This is a genomic window from Vibrio sp. YT-15 (assembly GCF_033337445.1).
In the GTDB taxonomy this organism is placed as follows: Bacteria; Pseudomonadota; Gammaproteobacteria; order Enterobacterales; family Vibrionaceae; genus Vibrio; species Vibrio alginolyticus.
The window spans coordinates 188,065-204,606 of sequence record NZ_JAWOQR010000003.1; the positions used below are offsets into that span (position 1 = coordinate 188,065).

Here is a 16,542-nt window from a genome sequence, read left to right on the forward strand (position 1 = left end):
CACGAATATTGCGCAAACGTTTGCGCGAGATTTGTTTTAGTCGAAAAAAATGAGCTCGCGATAAACGCGAGCTGCTTATTTGATATTTTACTACAGACGAGCAAGAAGGATTTGTGCTTGCTCTACCATCTTCTTGCGCCCGAAGATTAGGTGGCGACGCTTACCACCAACTTGACGCCAAAGAACTGCACTACGAATGCCAGATAACAACAGCGCACGAACTTTGTGTTGGCTTGCCGTCTGCTGCAGTACAGATGGCGTGCCCGTTACTTGAATGCGTGGGCCAATAGGGCTAACGACATCCAGATAGATGCTCGCTAAATTGCTGATCATTTGATCGTCTAGTAGCTCAAAGTGCTCTGACTGACGCTTGGCCATTTGAATACGATCACCAAGCTGAGACATAGCATCGTTACGAGAGCTTAACTTACGTTCTAACGCCATTAAACTAATAATGTAACGAGTAATTTCACTGCCTGATGGTGTGCTATCAATCCCTTTAACCAAGCATTCTAGGCCGAGCTTTAGATCGGCTTCGCGACCGAATACGCCAACTGTGTTAGCAGGGTTCGTGCTCAAAATAGCGTTGATTGATGTTTCAAAAGCATCTTGATCACAATGTCCGTTTCTCGCTACCTGTTGAACTAAAGCAACAGCTTGGCAAATCCCAGCGAAAGCGATAGTACGGTCATAAAGTGTATTCGCCACGTAACGACTCCTAAGCTTGAGAATATTTAATGCGTTGCTCGATGATGCCGCCACCTAGGCACACGTCACCTTTGTAGAACACTGCTGATTGACCTGGAGTTACAGCAATTTGTGGCTCGTCAAAGATAACTTTAATGTTTTCATCATCGATAGGGATGATTGTACAAGGAATATCTTCCTGACGGTAACGAGTTTTCACTGTGCACTTCATAACATCGCGAATTGGCTCACGATCTACCCAATGAAGTTGTGATGCAAGTAGACCTTCTGATTTCAACATTGGATGGTCTTTACCTTGAACAGCAATCAAAACGTTACGTTCTAGATCTTTCTCACCAACGAACCATGGGTCCTCGTTACCACCGCCGCCTTTACGGCCACCAATGTGTAGACCTTTACGCTGACCAAGTGTGTGGTACATCAGGCCTTGGTGTTGACCAATCACTTCGCCTTCTGGAGTCTCGATATTACCAGGCTGAGCTGGAAGGTAGCGACCCAGGAATTCCGTAAACTTACGTTCACCGATGAAACAAATACCAGTAGAGTCTTTCTTCTTCGCCGTGATTAGATCTTGCTCTTCCGCAATGCGGCGTACTTCTGGCTTCTCTAGGTCACCAACAGGGAATAGGCTACGTGCGATTTGCTCGTTGCTTAATGTGTACAGGAAGTAGCTTTGATCTTTGTTGCCATCTAGACCACGTAGCATCTGTGGTTTTTCACCGTTTTCTGGGAAAGAGCGACGCACATAGTGGCCCATTGCAATGTAATCAGCATCAAGTACTTCATCAGCGAATTCTAGGAATGCTTTGAACTTGATTTCTTTGTTACAAAGAATGTCAGGGTTCGGAGTACGGCCCGCTTTGTATTCAGCAAGGAAGTACTCAAATACGTTATCCCAGTATTCGGCAGCAAAGTTGATAGTGTGTAGGTGGATGCCTAGCTTGTCACATACTGCCTGAGCGTCAGCAAGATCTTCTGCCGCTGTACAATATTCTTCGTTGTCATCTTCTTCCCAGTTCTTCATGAAAAGGCCTTCTACTTGGTAGCCTTGCTGTTTTAGAAGATACGCGGAAACAGATGAATCAACGCCGCCGGACATACCGACGATGACTTTCTTTTGGCTGTTATCAGACATTACTAAACACCACTTAAATAAACGGGATGCAGATTCTATCAGAATCCACAGACCGGTGACAGATCCGAGATCGAAATCACAATTCGTTTCGCTGAATTTTTCTTCAACAAAGATTCGAACGAGTAATTTCGCAAGTATAGAAGAGGTATATATGGCATAGTTGGCCAAAATCCAAGAGGAAACATCAAATGACAGAAGAAAACCAATTTATGCAAGAAAGTGAGTTGATTGAAATTGTTGAAAATCAGCTCGAAGATGGTAACCCGCTTAAAGTAAAAGAAACCCTTATGCGTTTAATGATGACTGGCACACCACGTGAAGATGCGGTTGCGATGATGGCATGTGCGATGTCAATTGAGATTTTTGATGTAATGAAGAATGAGGGTGAGTTCAACCTAAAGCGTTATAGCGAGCACCTTGAGCAACTACCAGATCTCAGCTTTATGGAAGGTGAATAAGCCACCTAAAAGAAAAAAGTAGTCAGCAAACGTTTGCTATAATCGCTTTTATTGCTGCTTTATTATTAGCGGTATAGAATCCGCTCTCCTTTTCATCCCCTTACTCAGACAGACAATATGAAATTTCCTGGACAACGCAAATCGAAGCACTATTTTCCTGTTCATGCTCGTGACCCGCTGGTGAGCCAAGCACAAGAAAGCAAGAAGATGACGCGCACTCACATCATTGGTATTGACCAAACCTTGGTTGATATTGAAGCAAAAGTTACAACGGATGTGATTGAAAAGTACGGTCTGAGTAAAGGTCACTCTTTGGTTATCGATGACGAAAGAGCAGAAGAGTTATACCAGCAACTGAAAGAAGAGAACTTGATTACCAATGAGTATGCGGGCGGTACAATTGGTAACACGCTACATAACTACTCCGTGCTAGCGGATGACCGCTCCACACTACTTGGAGTGATGAGCCAGGATATTAAGATTGGCAGCTACGGTTACCGTTATCTTTGTAATACATCAAGCCGCATGGATTTGAACTACCTACAAGGTGTAGATGGTGCAATTGGCCGTTGTTTTGCTCTTATCACAGAAGACGGTGAACGTACTTTTGCTATCAGCGAAGGGCAAATGAACCAACTCCATCCTGATAGCATTCCAGAGAAAATCTTTAAAAATGCATCAGCACTTGTACTGACGTCATATCTAGTACGTTGCAAAGACGGCGACCCAATGCCGGAAGCAACAATGAAAGCGATTGAGTACGCGAAAAAGAATGATGTGCCTGTTGTTCTGACTTTAGGCACAAAGTTTGTTATTCAAGATGACCCTAAATATTGGCAAGAATTCATTAGAGATAACGTTTCAGTCGTTGCGATGAATGAAGATGAAGCAGAAGCTCTGACGGGGGAATCTGATCCACTTGCTGCGTCTGATAAAACATTGGAGTGGGCTGATCTAGTATTGTGCACGGCGGGTCCTGTAGGTCTATTTATGGCTGGGTATACAGAAGATAGCGCGAAGCGCGAAACTTCTTTGCCATTGCTGCCAGGGTCAATTGCTGAATTTAATCGTTATGAATTTAGTCGTCCGGCGAAAAAAGACTCATGCGAGACGCCAATAAAAGTGTACTCGCATATCTCGCCATATATGGGTGGCCCAGAAAAAATTAAGAATACAAATGGCGCAGGTGATGCCGCGTTATCTGCTGTTCTTCATGATATGGCAGCAAATAAATACCATAAAGAAAATGTGCCTAATTCAAGCAAGCACAGTAACGAGTATTTAACTTACTCTTCTTTTTCTCAAGTCTGCAAATACGCAAACCGTGCTAGCTACGAAGTTCTCGTGCAACATTCACCACGATTGTCGCGCGGACTTCCTGAGCGAGAAGATAGCCTAGAAGAAGCATACTGGGAACGTTAATACGAAGCGGTTTAATTAACTATTCTGTAACTAAAGTAAAAGGCACATTAAGAAATGTGCCTTTTTTATTTGTAATGGTTTAAATAAAAAAGGCTCCCTATGGGAGCCTTTTAAAAATAGCACGGATCTAGATTAGGAACTCATCCAGAGATTTACCTGCATCAAGTTGCTCTTGAATCGCCGAAGGTGTACGACCTTGGCCAGTCCAAGTTTTCTCATTACCGTTTGAATCTGTGTATTTGTATTTAGCAGGGCGAGGTGCGCGCTTCGCTTTGCCTTTCGTCTTAGTTTCGCCAGATAGCGCAGTAATAAGTGCTTCTACGTCAATACCGTCTTGAGCGATTTTCTCAGCAATCTCTGCAAGCTTAGCTTCTTGCTCTGCTTGTGCTGCGCGTTCTGCTTCTTCTGCTTCACGACGCTCATCTACGACAGTAGTGAGTTTATCTAGAGCTTCTTCCAATTGTTCTAGAGTCAGCTCACGAGAAAATGCACGAAGGCTACGGATATTTAGAAGGGTTTTAGTCAGCTCTGACATAACGATTCCTATTAAAAGGTTAATGTGTTGGGCACTTTTTATCGTTACGATTAAATAATGCCAATCTATAAATAAACAAAGAGTCCTTATATTTAACTTTATCTTTTCCTTATGTGCAAATGCTAAATCAAGATTTTGTTTAAATTTGACTATTTTTTAAAGCAATTAATATTATTACACTCGAAATAAATCATTATTAGATGAGAACTAAAATCAACAATCATTATTGTATAGAGAGAGCGACAGCTTGGTTTTTTTATAAAAAAATTTGAGTTATTACTTAAAAATATGAAGCATCCATCTTTAATGGTGTGTCATATATCCTTAATTTATTGATATAAGATAAACCATGATATTTCTAAGGTAGTAATAATGTTTCATAAATAACATGATTGATGTGATTTCAGTTGCACAAAACTTATGGAAGTAGACAAGGTTTATAAATTATCTCAGTCATTATTTATTTGTTTAATTTAGTTTGATGTGTTGCATTGACTCTCATCATAAGTACAATGGCTGCCACCTGATGCAATATTGCAGACAATTTGTTGTTAATTTGTACAGTTAGTGGTTAATTGTTTGTTGTTGCCGTAGAGGCGCGGTCTCGAAGAGTAGCTATTATTGGGGTGATGCCAATGAATAATAGTGGAAGGCGAAGATTGCCGAAGTAAGTAACTCATCAAAGTTACTTGCTGGGGTTGTATCTGAAAGGAACAACACTGCCATAGTATATATTCACATTAAACTATGGAGCGCTACTGTAGGGTTGGGTGGAGTGTTCGCTTCCCTGTCGCTAAGTTCAACATGAGCACGTATCGTATGCTACGTGACTTGTCTGCAGTAGATCTCTAGCCAAACTTTGGTTTTTGAAGATCATGAATTTAATAGATTTTTCTAGTTCTCCTGTTTCATTATTGCCACCTATTGTCGCTTTGACTTTGGCGATTTTGACTCGACGTGTATTAGTTTCCTTGGGTGTAGGTATCGTGCTAGGTGCGGTGCTACTTAATAGCTGGTCTATCAGCGACACCGCAGGTTACGTCAGTTCTCAAGTTTCTTCTGTCTTTATTGAAGATGGCGGAATTAACACTTGGAACATGAGCATTGTTGGTTTCCTAATCTTATTAGGTATGACAACAGCTTTATTAACGCTATCTGGCGGTACTCGTGCTTTTGCTGAATGGGCACAATCTCGAGTGAAGAGTAAACGCGGCTCCAAACTTCTTGCCGCCTTTTTAGGCGTATTCATTTTTGTCGATGATTACTTTAATAGCCTTGCTGTTGGTGCGATCTCTCGCCCAGTAACCGATCGCTTTTATGTGTCTCGCGCTAAGCTTGCGTACATTCTAGACTCAACCGCTGCTCCAATGTGTGTAATTATGCCTGCTTCTAGCTGGGGTGCTTACATTATTACTATTATTGGCGGAATCTTAGTCTCACATGGGATCACAGAGTATTCGGCTCTTGGCGCATATGTTCGTCTTATCCCAATGAACTTCTACGCCGTTTTTGCGCTGCTAATGGTGTTCGCTGTTGCGTGGTTTGGTCTTGATATTGGTAAAATGCGTGAGCATGAAATCTCTGCATCGCAAGGTCGTGGCTTTGATAAAGACAAAGAAAATGACTCGCAAGAAGCGCATGACCTAAACGAAGAGCTAGATATCCGTGAAAGTGAAAAGGGTAAAGTGTCAGATTTGATACTTCCTATCGTAACGCTGATTATCGCGACTATCGCTTCAATGCTTTACACGGGTGGCCAAGCATTGGCTGCTGATGGTAAGGAGTTTGCGCTTCTTGGTGCTTTTGAAAATACAGATGTAGGTACATCACTAATCTACGGTAGCTTGCTTGGCTTAGCTGTTGCACTGTTTACTGTTGTGAAGCAAGGTCTACCAATGGCTGAGATCGCACGTACACTTTGGATTGGTGCTAAGTCTATGTTTGGTGCGATTCTAATCTTAGTATTTGCCTGGACCATTGGTTCTGTTATCGGTGATATGAAGACTGGTACTTACCTTTCGACAATGGCGCAGGGCAACATTAACCCGCACTGGCTACCAGTTATCCTATTCTTGTTGTCTGGCCTAATGGCGTTCTCAACAGGTACTTCATGGGGTACGTTCGGCATCATGCTTCCAATCGCCGGAGACATGGCTGGTGCAACAGACGTAGCACTAATGCTACCGATGTTGAGTGCGGTTTTAGCTGGTGCGGTATTCGGTGACCATTGTTCACCAATCTCAGATACGACTATCCTGTCATCGACGGGTGCACGTTGTAACCACATTGATCACGTATCAACACAGCTACCTTATGCATTATCAGTCGCGCTTGTTTCATGCGTCGGCTTTATTGCCCTTGGTATGACTGCTTCAATTGCGTTCTCGTTCATTGCAGCGTCGATAACATTCGTTATCGTTTGCGCTATTTTGTCATGGCTTTCAAAGTCTAAAATAGCGTCTTGCCAGAGTGCGTAAGTTGTTTTGGATAGATTCGTTACAGAGGGAAGCTCCGCTAATTTAGCGGAGCTTTTTTTTAACGCGACTTAGGTGAGGGGGGCAATCGCGTTTTTGGGGATAAAAGTCTCGTGTTATGAGCGAATTGTTTGTGTACCGAGCTCTCCTTGATGGGCTGTAATGGAAAAGCAATCCATCTTCTTCTTAGTTCTTAGCAAAGACTATGCCCATTTTAAGCTTTTGATTTTTAATACAGCAAAATACGCATGGTTGCGATGCAGAGTTAACTAAATGATATCTAAAGAGTTACCTGTTACACAGTGTTACGTTACACCTATACAGTATTTAAACATTTAAGTTGTATTTCTTTATTAATCGATAAAGCGTTGTTCTTGAAATGCCGAGATGACGTGCAGCCGCACTCATATTGTGTTTATTTTCTTCGATAGCTTGCAGTAGGTAGTCGAGATCAATTTGGTCCACAGAAGGGAGCAATTGCCTCTCGTTGTTATCAAGGCCCAAGTCAGCGACGAGAAGCGTGTGATCTTCACACATGACAATTGCTCGTTGGATGACATTCCGCAGTTCTCTTACGTTGCCTGGCCAACGATGTTTGAGGAGCTTGGCTTTTACCTTATCAGACATTTTTTGTACCTGACCATGAGACAGATCTGCTAGGAAGTGTTCAGATAAAATAATAATGTCTTTTCCACGCTTTCTCAGTGGAGGGATAGTTAATGGCAATATATTAAGCCGATAGAATAGATCTTCACGAAATCCTCCTTGTACGACCTCATTTTTCAAATCCACGTGGCTTGCTGCAATGACCCTACAGTCCACGTCAATGAATTTATCCGCTCCGACTTTATGGATTTGTTTACTCTCCAAAAAGTGAAGGAGATGGATTTGTAGGTCTGGTGGCATGTCACCAATTTCATCAAGAAATAGGGTGCCTTTATGTGCCTTTTGAATAAAACCTATACGCTCTGAGATTGCGCCTGTAAATGCTCCTTTTTCATGGCCGAAAAGCTCGGATGCAATAAGACCACTTGGAATGGCTCCACAGTTGACTTCCACAAAAGGTGCTGAGTGTCTGTTCGACAATTGATGAATAAGGCGAGCGCAAAGACCTTTCCCAACACCAGTTTCACCCTGAATGAGGACTTCAGCATCACATTGAGCGTACTTTTGTATTGCAGTACGAAGTTCTTGGATACAGGCACTATTGCCGATCAACGGGTATAGTGCCGTATCGTCGAAATCTACAGCTTGTTTATTACTACCGTTACGCAGTTTCATTGTTAATCACTATTTTTTGCCCCGCTCTAATAATAGTTTTGAATGACTTGTCTCAAACGTGAGTTGCTGTCTCTTTATTGAGAAAAATGTCAATTAATGGGTTGGGTACGGTCTAAATAGTTGATTTGGTGGATATTCATACTATTCTTCGCTTTCTTCGTCAGAGTAGAGCTGATTGGAGGTGTTCTTTCCACCAGAGTATTCAATATGGAAAAGAATTTAATTTCATTTAAATCAATGTCTTGTGAAAAATATTTAGAAAATATTCAATTGAGTATTGAAAAATATAGAATCCTTAGTTAGTGTGGTTACTAACAAAGCAACTCAAAAAGAGCCTTAAATAAGTATGCGTAATTTTGTAATGAACATTCATCACCATCATCACCCAATCTAGTCTTTCGGGCGATGTACGCATACCCGGGAGGCAGGAAACTCCCGGAGGTAAAATCAAAGTAAAAGCAGATTTTAAACCCTCGGGAGACTTCAATCTCCCGAGGGTTTTTTAGTTTTATTAGTTTGAAAAATACTTAGATATCAAAATCTTGCATAGGGACAAAGCAATGCAAACACAACGTTTAAGAATCGCAATTCAGAAAAAAGGTCGTCTTAGCAAAGAGAGTCAAGCTCTACTAAAACAGTGCGGCGTAAAGTTCAACGTAATGGGCGAGCGTTTAGTTGTCCATTCTGAAAATATGCCAATTGATTTACTCTTGGTTCGTGACGACGACATCCCAGGTTTAATTATGGATGGCGTGGTTGACCTTGGCTTTATTGGCGAAAATGAGCTAGAAGAAGTTCGCCTTGACCGCAAAGCATTAGGTGAACCCTGCGAGTTTGTTCAGCTTCGTCGACTTGATTTTGGTGGCTGTCGTTTATCTATCGCAATCGACAAGGACGAAGAGTACAACGGTCCACAAGACTTAGCTGGCAAGCGTATTGCTACAACGTATCCTCAACTTCTAAAAGCGTACATGGATGAAGCCGGCGTTCCATTCTCTACATGTATGCTGACAGGCTCTGTAGAAGTTGCGCCTCGCGCGGGTCTCGCTGATGCTATCGCTGATTTGGTTTCTACAGGTGCAACACTGGAAGCGAACGGCCTTAAAGAAGCTGAAATTATCTTCAAATCAAAAGCGACATTGATTCAACGCACAGGTGAGTTCGACGCAGACAAAGTGGCGCTAATCGAAAAGCTGTTAACTCGCATGCAAGGCGTGCAGCAAGCGAAAGAATCTAAGTACATTATGCTTCACGCCCCAGCAGAGAAGTTAGATCAAATTAAAGCACTACTGCCAGGTGCTGAAGACCCAACTGTTCTTCCTCTTTCTGCAGATAAGCAGAAAATGGCTGTTCACTTAGTGAGTTCTGAAAACCTGTTCTGGGAAACAATGGAACAGCTGAAAGAGTTGGGCGCAAGTTCAATTCTCGTTCTACCAATTGAAAAAATGATGGAGTAAGCATCATGAGAACAGTCGTTTGGCAATCATTAAGTGAGAATCAGCAAGACTCTATTTTGGAGCGCCCTGCTATTGCAGAAGGTGCCAATATCACCACTGCTGTGGCCGAAGTTATTGCTAAAGTTCGAGAAGAAGGTGACTCTGCTCTTATTGAGCTGACCGAAAAGTTTGACCGTGTTAAGCCTGAATCCATTCGTGTTTCTTCTCAGGAAATTAAGGCAGCGTCAGAGCGTTTGTCAGAGTCAATGAAGAGCGCATTAGAGCAAGCTTACGCCAATATTTCTAAGTTCCACAAAGCGCAAAAGCCGCAACCGATCAAGGTGGAAACCCAGCCAGGTGTCCTTTGTGAACAAGTAACACGCCCAATTCAAAAAGTGGGTTTGTACATTCCGGGTGGCAGTGCGCCTTTGCCATCGACTGTTTTGATGCTCGGCGTTCCTGCAAAAATTGCAGGTTGTCGTAAAGTCGTTCTTTGTTCTCCACCGCCAATCGCTGATGAGATCCTTTATGTCGCGAAACTGTGTGGCATTGATGAAGTGTACAACGTCGGTGGTGGCCAAGCAGTTGCTGCAATGGCTTATGGCACCGAGACGGTATCGAAAGTAGATAAGATCTTTGGTCCGGGCAACGCTTACGTGACCGAAGCAAAACGACAGGTTAGCAATGATTTCCGCGGTGCTGCGATTGATATGCCAGCAGGGCCATCAGAAGTGTTAGTGATTGCAGATGAAACCGCAGATGCAGACTTTATCGCTGCGGATCTTTTGAGCCAAGCGGAACACGGTCCTGATTCTCAAGTGGTATTGGTGACTCCTTCTCCTGTGATTGCTGATCAAGTGACGGATGCGGTTCAACGTCAGCTTAAGGAGCTATCTCGTGCAGACATCGCAGAAAAGGCTCTGGCATCAAGCTTGATCATTATTTCCGAGTCGATGACGCAGTCAGTTTCTATTTCCAATTACTACGGTCCTGAGCACTTGATTGTTCAGACTAAGAACCCTCGTGAGCTTCTACCTCTACTTGATAATGCAGGCTCTATCTTCCTTGGGGATTGGTCGCCTGAATCTGCGGGAGATTACGCATCGGGGACTAACCACGTCCTTCCTACTTACGGTTACACACGTACTTATTCAAGCTTAGGTTTGGCGGATTTCTCTAAACGAATGACGGTTCAGGAGCTTTCTGCTGATGGTTTAAAGAACCTTGCACCAACGGTAGTCACGATGGCTGAAGCAGAAGGTCTGGACGCTCACAAACGTGCTGTTACTATCCGCGTAGAAAAATTAGCAAGTAAGAAAGAATAAGAGAGTAATGAGATGGAAAAGCTAGCGCGTAAACAAGTCCAACAGCTTACCCCTTATATGTCGGCTCGCCGAATCGGTGGTACGGGTGACGTATGGCTAAATGCCAACGAATCACCATTTAACAATGAATACAAAACAGACTTTGCTCGTCTTAATCGTTACAGCGAATGCCAACCGAAAGAACTGATTTCCGCTTACGCAGCGTATGCGGCTGTGAAACCAGAACAAACACTGACTTCTCGCGGCGCAGACGAAGGTATTGAGTTATTAATTCGTGCATTCTGTGAGCCGGGTGAAGATGCGATTCTTTACTGCCCACCAACTTACGGTATGTACGCCATCAGTGCAGAAACCATCGGTGTAGAGCGCAAAACCGTGCCGCTAACGTCAGATTGGCAACTAGACCTTGCTGGCATCGAAGCTAATCTGGATAACGTGAAGCTGGTTTTTGTATGTTCGCCAAACAACCCAACGGGTAACTTGGTTAAGCGTGAGGACATTGTGTCTCTGCTTGAGATGACAAAAGACCGTGCAATCGTGGTGATGGATGAAGCGTACATCGATTTTTGTCCAGAAGCGTCAACGGTAGACCTACTGGCGCAATACCCGAACCTTGCAATTCTGCGTACTCTGTCGAAAGCTTTTGCGCTTGCAGGTCTACGTTGTGGATTTACGCTTGCGAACGAAGAGCTGATTAATGTACTTCTTAAAGTTATCGCACCTTACCCAGTCCCAGTTCCAGTGGCAGAAATTGCGACTCAGGCACTTTCGGAAGCTGGTTTAGCGCGAGCGAAGTTTCAAGTTCTCGATTTGAATGCAAACCGTGCTTACTTGCAAGTTGGCCTTTCAATGATTCCGGGCTTGGAAGTGTTTGAAGGGTGGGGAAACTACCTATTGGTGAAATTCCCAGATGGCGATGACCTTTTCAAAGCGGCTTGGGATACGGGCATTATTTTGCGTAACTCGCCAATTGAAAACTGTGTGCGTATCAGTGTGGGTAACCGTGACGAGTGCGAAAAAACGCTTGGATTTATCAGAAACTACTACGCATAAATAGAGACAGAATTTATCGCTCTCGCTCAATAGCGGGAGCGCCAAAAGAATAGCAATAAGGAAGTTCGAGTGAGCAAACAACAAAAAATCCTTTTTATCGACCGTGATGGCACCTTAATTGTTGAGCCGCCGATTGATTTTCAAGTAGACCGTTTAGATAAGCTAAAACTAGAACCATTTGTTATCCCAAGCCTGCTGTCGTTGCAGGATGCAGGATACCGCCTAGTGATGGTCACGAACCAAGATGGTTTGGGTACCGACAGCTACCCACAAGCTGATTTTGATGCACCACACAACATGATGATGGAGATCTTTGAATCTCAAGGTGTGAAGTTTGATGATGTGCTGATTTGTCCTCACTTCGATGAAGATAACTGCTCTTGCCGTAAGCCTAAATTGGGCTTGGTAAAAGAGTACCTTCAAGGTGGCAAAGTGGATTTCCAAAACTCTGTTGTGATTGGCGATCGTCAAACCGATCTTCAACTTGCAGAAAACATGGCAATTCGTGGCATTCAATACAACCCAGAAACCATGGGTTGGAAACAGATCCTGAAAGATCTAACGGTGAAGGCTCGCGTTGCTGAAGTGGTTCGCACCACAAAAGAAACAGATATTAAAGTATTCGTTAATCTTGATGAGCAAGGTGGTAACGACATTTCTACAGGTCTTGGCTTCTTTGACCACATGCTGGATCAAATTGCGACGCACGGTGGATTCCAAATGGTGTGCAAAGTGGAAGGTGACCTGCACATTGACGATCACCACACAGTAGAAGATACCGCTCTTGCGTTAGGTCAAGCCTTGAAAGAAGCACTGGGTGACAAACGTGGTATTGGTCGCTTTGGCTTTAGCTTGCCAATGGATGAGTGTTTGGCGCAATGCGCACTAGACCTATCAGGTCGTCCTTACCTTAAGTTCGACGCGCAATTCAGCCGTGAGCAAGTGGGTGATCTTTCAACAGAGATGGTGGTTCACTTCTTCCGCTCTCTGACTGACACATTAGCGTGTACGCTGCACCTGTCTTCAGCGGGCAACAATGATCACCACATCATTGAAAGCTTGTTTAAAGCGTTTGGTCGTACTTTGCGCCAAGCAATCAAAGTAGAAGGCACTGAGCTACCAAGTAGTAAAGGCGTGCTTTAAGGCTAACCTTAGCAAGGAGAAAAACAGTGACAGAACAGAAAGTTGTCATTATCGATACTGGCTGTGCCAACGTCTCTTCGGTGAAGTTTGCTATTGAACGCCTAGGCTATGACGTAACGATTTCAAAAGATCCGCAAGTTGTGTTATCGGCAGATAAGCTATTCCTACCAGGTGTGGGAACTGCCAGCGAAGCGATGAAGAACCTAGAAGAGCGCGATCTTATCAGCTTGGTAAAACAGGTAGAAAAGCCGCTGTTAGGTATCTGTTTAGGCATGCAACTGCTGGGCAAAGTGTCTCAAGAGAAAGGGCAGAAAGCCGACGAGTTGGTCGAGTGTCTTGGACTTTGTGATGGCGAAGTGAAGCTACTACAAACTGGCGATTTGCCGCTGCCGCATATGGGGTGGAACACGGTCTCTGCAAAAGCAGGTAATCCACTTTTCAAAGGTATTGAAGAAGGAGAGTATTTCTACTTCGTGCACAGCTTTGCGATGCCAGTTGGGGATTACACGATTGCGGAATGTGAATACGGCAACCCGTTCACAGCAGCAGTACAAAGCGGTAACTATTACGGCGTGCAATTCCACCCTGAGCGTTCTTCAAAAGCGGGCGCGAAGCTTATTCAAAACTTCTTAGAATTATAAAAGGGATTTAGTGTGATTATTCCAGCTCTTGATTTAATTGAAGGACAGGTGGTTCGCCTTTATCAAGGTGATTACGGCCAAGTAACCGAGTACAAAGTCGACCCAGCAGAGCAGTTCAACTTGTACCACCAAGCGGGTGCTAACTGGCTGCACTTGGTGGATTTAACTGGCGCGAAAGACACGACAGCACGCCAGCTTGATTTGATTGCAAAGCTACTAGCAAGTACACCAGCAAACATCCAAATCGGTGGTGGTGTGCGTACAGAGCAAGACGTTATTGATCTGTTAGAAGCCGGTGCTCAGCGTGTTGTTGTTGGTTCTACAGCAGTAAAACAGCCAGAGCTTGTGAAAGGTTGGATGGAAAAATACGGCGCAGAGAAAATCGTTCTCGCGCTAGATATCAACATCGATCAAGACGGCACACGTAAAGTGGCGATCTCTGGTTGGCAAGAAGATTCAGGCGTGACCATCGAAGCTCTAATCAACGATTACCTAACGATAGGTTTGCAGCACGTGCTTTGTACGGACATTTCTCGTGACGGTACGCTAGAAGGCTCAAACGTAGAGCTTTACGTTGACCTATGCAAACAGTACCCACAAGTGCAGTTTCAATCTTCAGGTGGCATTGGCTCATTAGCAGATATCGAAGTGCTAAAAGGCAGCGGTGTGGCTGGCGTGATTGTTGGTCGTGCGCTGTTAGATGGTAAGTTCACAGCAGAGGAGGCGTTTGCATGTTGGCAAAGCGAATAATTCCATGTCTTGATGTACGTGATGGACAAGTGGTCAAGGGCGTCCAGTTCCGTAACCATGAAATCATTGGCGACATCGTTCCTCTGGCACAGCGTTATGCGGAAGAGGGCGCTGACGAGCTCGTGTTCTACGATATTACCGCTTCAAGTGATGGTCGTGTCGTCGATAAAAGTTGGGTCGCTCGCGTTGCAGAAGTTATTGATATTCCTTTCTGTGTGGCTGGTGGTATTAAATCAGCGGAAGACGCAGCGCGCATTCTTGAGTTTGGTGCAGACAAAGTGTCTATCAACTCACCTGCATTGGCGAACCCTCAGTTGATTACTGACCTTGCTGATAAGTTTGGTGTGCAATGTATCGTCGTTGGTATCGATTCATACTACGACAAAGAGACGGGCAAGTATCAGGTTTACCAGTTTACTGGTGATGAAGAACGCACCAAAGCGACCCAATGGGAAACGCGTGATTGGGTGCAAGAAGTACAAAAACGCGGCGCTGGTGAAATCGTACTGAACATGATGAACCAAGACGGTGTGCGTAACGGCTACGATATCGAACAACTGAATATGGTGCGCGAAGTATGTAATGTACCGCTGATTGCATCGGGTGGCGCGGGTGCTATGGAGCACTTTGCGGAAGCCTACCAAAAAGCAAATGTGGATGGCGCGCTTGCCGCATCGGTATTCCACAAACAAGTCATCAATATTGGTGAACTAAAGCAGTATTTGAAACAACAAGGCATTGAGGTACGACTATGAGTGTGAAAGCCGCCGAAGTAAGTTCGCTAGCTGAGCGAATCAACTGGGAAAAGGTGGATGGTCTGGTACCTGCTATCGTACAAGATTTCCAATCAAGCCAAGTGCTGATGATGGGTTATATGAACCAAGATGCGTTGGCAAAAACGGGCGAAACAGGTCAAGTGACGTTTTTCTCTCGTACCAAGCAGCGTCTTTGGACGAAAGGTGAGACTTCTGGCAACGTATTGCAATTGGTGAACATGCAGCTCGATTGCGATAACGATACGCTGCTGGTGAAAGTGAATCCCATTGGTCCTACGTGTCACTTGGGTAACACAACTTGCTGGGATGTGGACCCTCAAGAGGAGTCACAAATGGTGTGGCTTCATCAACTTGAGCAGCTATTGGCTGCCCGCAAGAGTGCCGACCCAGATTCCTCTTATACTGCCAGTCTTTATGCCCGTGGCACCAAGCGTATTTCGCAAAAAGTGGGCGAAGAAGGCGTTGAAGTCGCGCTTGCGGCGACGTCGGGCGATAAGGCGGAGTTAGTGTGTGAATCTGCAGATTTGATTTATCACTTAATGGTATTGCTTCAAGACCAAGGCTTATCGATGAATGACGTAGTGAACAAACTGAAAGAGCGTCATAAGTAAGCTTGCGATAAGTGAAAGCCCCTATGCTCTCGAGCCTAGGGGCTTTTTACTTTAGTGTTCTTGATTCGGGGCAAAAACCGGCAACAGTGCTGGTGGCGATTAGATTCTGAATCACGCTCGTCCCTCGCTGTTCAGAATGACGGTATATTTTCTAATGGTACTTGCAGTAGAGTTATTTACTTCAAATAGGTACATATATTAACGTCACTCCAACGAACCTAGGCGAAGTCAAGAATCCAATTAAATCGAGCTCAATAAGCTAGGAGTGGATGATCTTACCCACAACACTTCTTAAATTTCTTACCGCTTCCACAGATACACGGGTCGTTACGACCTACTTTTAGGCTACTCACTGGTTGGTTTAGGCGAGGATCTTGTTCTGGTTCTTCTTCTAGCTCTTCTTCTGGAAACGTGCCGTCAATGTAGTACCAAAGCCCATTTTCTTTTACAAAGCGAGAACGCTCTGTCATGCAGTAGCGTTTGCCGTCTTCATCAAAATAAGCGCTAAACTCTACAAAGCCTTCATTGTCATTACTGCCAGCTTCTGTTTTTACAACTTCAAGTTTGCACCAATCGCTGTCGATAGATTGGGCAATGTCTTCACGTTGCTCTTCTGCATTACAGCTTGGGTGGTACGTGTTCACCACGTAATCGACTAGACCTAACACATGCGCACTGTAACGAGAGCGCATTAACTGCTCTGGAGTGGTGACGTCAGCGTGGTTATTGTGGGCAATTTCACAACACTGTTGGTAGGTGCGGTTAGATCCGCAAGGGCAAGAAGAAGCCATAAA

16 protein-coding genes, 1 riboswitch and 1 other annotated feature are annotated in these 16,542 nt (G+C 44.2%); of the genes, 11 read left to right on the forward strand and 5 right to left on the reverse strand.

Translation table 11 applies throughout. The features are described 5' to 3' along the window. Positions 1-90 precede the first annotated feature (90 nt). Both hflD and mnmA read right to left on the reverse strand, forming a co-directional pair. Entirely contained in the window at positions 91-708 is a 618-nt protein-coding gene (gene hflD, locus R7D93_RS07850) for a high frequency lysogenization protein HflD (RefSeq protein ID WP_005378194.1), read from the reverse strand. A gap of 10 nt (positions 709-718) precedes the next feature. Further along, positions 719-1,843 (reverse strand): tRNA 2-thiouridine(34) synthase MnmA, encoded by a 1,125-nt coding sequence (gene mnmA / locus R7D93_RS07855; protein ID WP_005378192.1) that lies wholly within the window; start codon positions 1,841-1,843, stop codon positions 719-721. A 188-nt stretch (positions 1,844-2,031) separates the two neighbouring features. On the opposite strand from mnmA, the gene R7D93_RS07860 reads away from it, so the two are divergent. After that, positions 2,032-2,301: a hypothetical protein gene (locus R7D93_RS07860; RefSeq protein WP_005378190.1), complete on the forward strand. Its 270-nt coding sequence runs from the start codon at positions 2,032-2,034 to the stop codon at positions 2,299-2,301. A 117-nt stretch (positions 2,302-2,418) separates the two neighbouring features. Continuing rightward, complete coding sequence (locus R7D93_RS07865; protein WP_005378187.1) at positions 2,419-3,723, forward strand: inosine/guanosine kinase; 1,305 nt, start codon at positions 2,419-2,421, stop codon at positions 3,721-3,723. Positions 3,724-3,850: 127 nt separating this feature from the next. Here R7D93_RS07865 and R7D93_RS07870 read toward each other — a convergent pair whose 3' ends face one another. Further along, complete coding sequence (locus R7D93_RS07870) at positions 3,851-4,258, reverse strand: H-NS family nucleoid-associated regulatory protein (protein WP_005378185.1); 408 nt, start codon at positions 4,256-4,258, stop codon at positions 3,851-3,853. 583 nt (positions 4,259-4,841) lie between these two features. Further along, positions 4,842-5,024: riboswitch (Lysine riboswitch) on the forward strand. A gap of 109 nt (positions 5,025-5,133) precedes the next feature. Between R7D93_RS07870 and tet(35) the strand changes: the two genes are divergently transcribed. Beyond that, a complete protein-coding gene (gene tet(35) / locus R7D93_RS07875; protein ID WP_005378182.1) occupies positions 5,134-6,735 on the forward strand; it encodes a tetracycline efflux Na+/H+ antiporter family transporter Tet(35) in 1,602 nt (533 codons plus the stop codon). A gap of 324 nt (positions 6,736-7,059) precedes the next feature. Here tet(35) and R7D93_RS07880 read toward each other — a convergent pair whose 3' ends face one another. After that, the gene (locus R7D93_RS07880; protein WP_005388056.1) at positions 7,060-8,013 is read right to left on the reverse strand and encodes a sigma-54 interaction domain-containing protein; all 954 of its coding nucleotides are present in this window, start codon (positions 8,011-8,013) and stop codon (positions 7,060-7,062) included. Between the two features lie 369 nt (positions 8,014-8,382). Continuing rightward, positions 8,383-8,520: a sequence feature (His leader region), on the forward strand. Between the two features lie 53 nt (positions 8,521-8,573). On the opposite strand from R7D93_RS07880, the gene hisG reads away from it, so the two are divergent. From hisG to hisIE, 8 genes are all read left to right on the forward strand, one after another. After that, complete coding sequence (gene hisG, locus R7D93_RS07885; protein ID WP_005378180.1) at positions 8,574-9,470, forward strand: ATP phosphoribosyltransferase; 897 nt, start codon at positions 8,574-8,576, stop codon at positions 9,468-9,470. 5 nt (positions 9,471-9,475) lie between these two features. Continuing rightward, positions 9,476-10,774, forward strand: coding sequence for a histidinol dehydrogenase (gene hisD / locus R7D93_RS07890; RefSeq protein WP_054575132.1), 1,299 nt, complete (start codon positions 9,476-9,478; stop codon positions 10,772-10,774). Between the two features lie 12 nt (positions 10,775-10,786). Beyond that, positions 10,787-11,827, forward strand: a complete 1,041-nt coding sequence (hisC, locus tag R7D93_RS07895) for a histidinol-phosphate transaminase (protein WP_042522058.1) — start codon at positions 10,787-10,789, stop codon at positions 11,825-11,827. A gap of 69 nt (positions 11,828-11,896) precedes the next feature. Then, the gene (gene hisB / locus R7D93_RS07900) at positions 11,897-12,970 is read left to right on the forward strand and encodes a bifunctional histidinol-phosphatase/imidazoleglycerol-phosphate dehydratase HisB (protein ID WP_005389832.1); all 1,074 of its coding nucleotides are present in this window, start codon (positions 11,897-11,899) and stop codon (positions 12,968-12,970) included. Between the two features lie 26 nt (positions 12,971-12,996). Continuing rightward, entirely contained in the window at positions 12,997-13,611 is a 615-nt protein-coding gene (gene hisH / locus R7D93_RS07905; RefSeq protein WP_005389830.1) for an imidazole glycerol phosphate synthase subunit HisH, read from the forward strand. Between the two features lie 12 nt (positions 13,612-13,623). Then, complete coding sequence (gene hisA, locus R7D93_RS07910) at positions 13,624-14,361, forward strand: 1-(5-phosphoribosyl)-5-[(5-phosphoribosylamino)methylideneamino]imidazole-4-carboxamide isomerase (RefSeq protein ID WP_213868368.1); 738 nt, start codon at positions 13,624-13,626, stop codon at positions 14,359-14,361. After that, complete coding sequence (gene hisF / locus R7D93_RS07915; RefSeq protein ID WP_004749837.1) at positions 14,343-15,116, forward strand: imidazole glycerol phosphate synthase subunit HisF; 774 nt, start codon at positions 14,343-14,345, stop codon at positions 15,114-15,116. The genes hisA and hisF overlap by 19 nt, the downstream gene beginning before the upstream one ends. Continuing rightward, a complete protein-coding gene (gene hisIE, locus R7D93_RS07920) occupies positions 15,113-15,748 on the forward strand; it encodes a bifunctional phosphoribosyl-AMP cyclohydrolase/phosphoribosyl-ATP diphosphatase HisIE (RefSeq protein ID WP_005533681.1) in 636 nt (211 codons plus the stop codon). The genes hisF and hisIE overlap by 4 nt, the downstream gene beginning before the upstream one ends. Positions 15,749-16,023: 275 nt before the next feature. On the opposite strand, the gene R7D93_RS07925 is transcribed toward hisIE, so the two are convergent. After that, positions 16,024-16,539: a YchJ family protein gene (locus R7D93_RS07925; RefSeq protein ID WP_033905094.1), complete on the reverse strand. Its 516-nt coding sequence runs from the start codon at positions 16,537-16,539 to the stop codon at positions 16,024-16,026. Positions 16,540-16,542: the final 3 nt, after the last annotated feature.

Coding starts and splice junctions, on each gene's coding strand:
- hisF (WP_004749837.1), top strand. CDS start 14,343: ATGTTGGCAAAGCGAATAATTCCATGTCTTGATGTACGTGATGGACAA.
- R7D93_RS07865 (WP_005378187.1), top strand. CDS start 2,419: ATGAAATTTCCTGGACAACGCAAATCGAAGCACTATTTTCCTGTTCAT.
- hisG (WP_005378180.1), top strand. CDS start 8,574: ATGCAAACACAACGTTTAAGAATCGCAATTCAGAAAAAAGGTCGTCTT.
- R7D93_RS07870 (WP_005378185.1), bottom strand. CDS start 4,258: ATGTCAGAGCTGACTAAAACCCTTCTAAATATCCGTAGCCTTCGTGCA.
- hisD (WP_054575132.1), top strand. CDS start 9,476: ATGAGAACAGTCGTTTGGCAATCATTAAGTGAGAATCAGCAAGACTCT.
- R7D93_RS07925 (WP_033905094.1), bottom strand. CDS start 16,539: ATGGCTTCTTCTTGCCCTTGCGGATCTAACCGCACCTACCAACAGTGT.
- mnmA (WP_005378192.1), bottom strand. CDS start 1,843: ATGTCTGATAACAGCCAAAAGAAAGTCATCGTCGGTATGTCCGGCGGC.
- hisC (WP_042522058.1), top strand. CDS start 10,787: ATGGAAAAGCTAGCGCGTAAACAAGTCCAACAGCTTACCCCTTATATG.
- hisIE (WP_005533681.1), top strand. CDS start 15,113: ATGAGTGTGAAAGCCGCCGAAGTAAGTTCGCTAGCTGAGCGAATCAAC.
- R7D93_RS07860 (WP_005378190.1), top strand. CDS start 2,032: ATGACAGAAGAAAACCAATTTATGCAAGAAAGTGAGTTGATTGAAATT.
- R7D93_RS07880 (WP_005388056.1), bottom strand. CDS start 8,013: ATGAAACTGCGTAACGGTAGTAATAAACAAGCTGTAGATTTCGACGAT.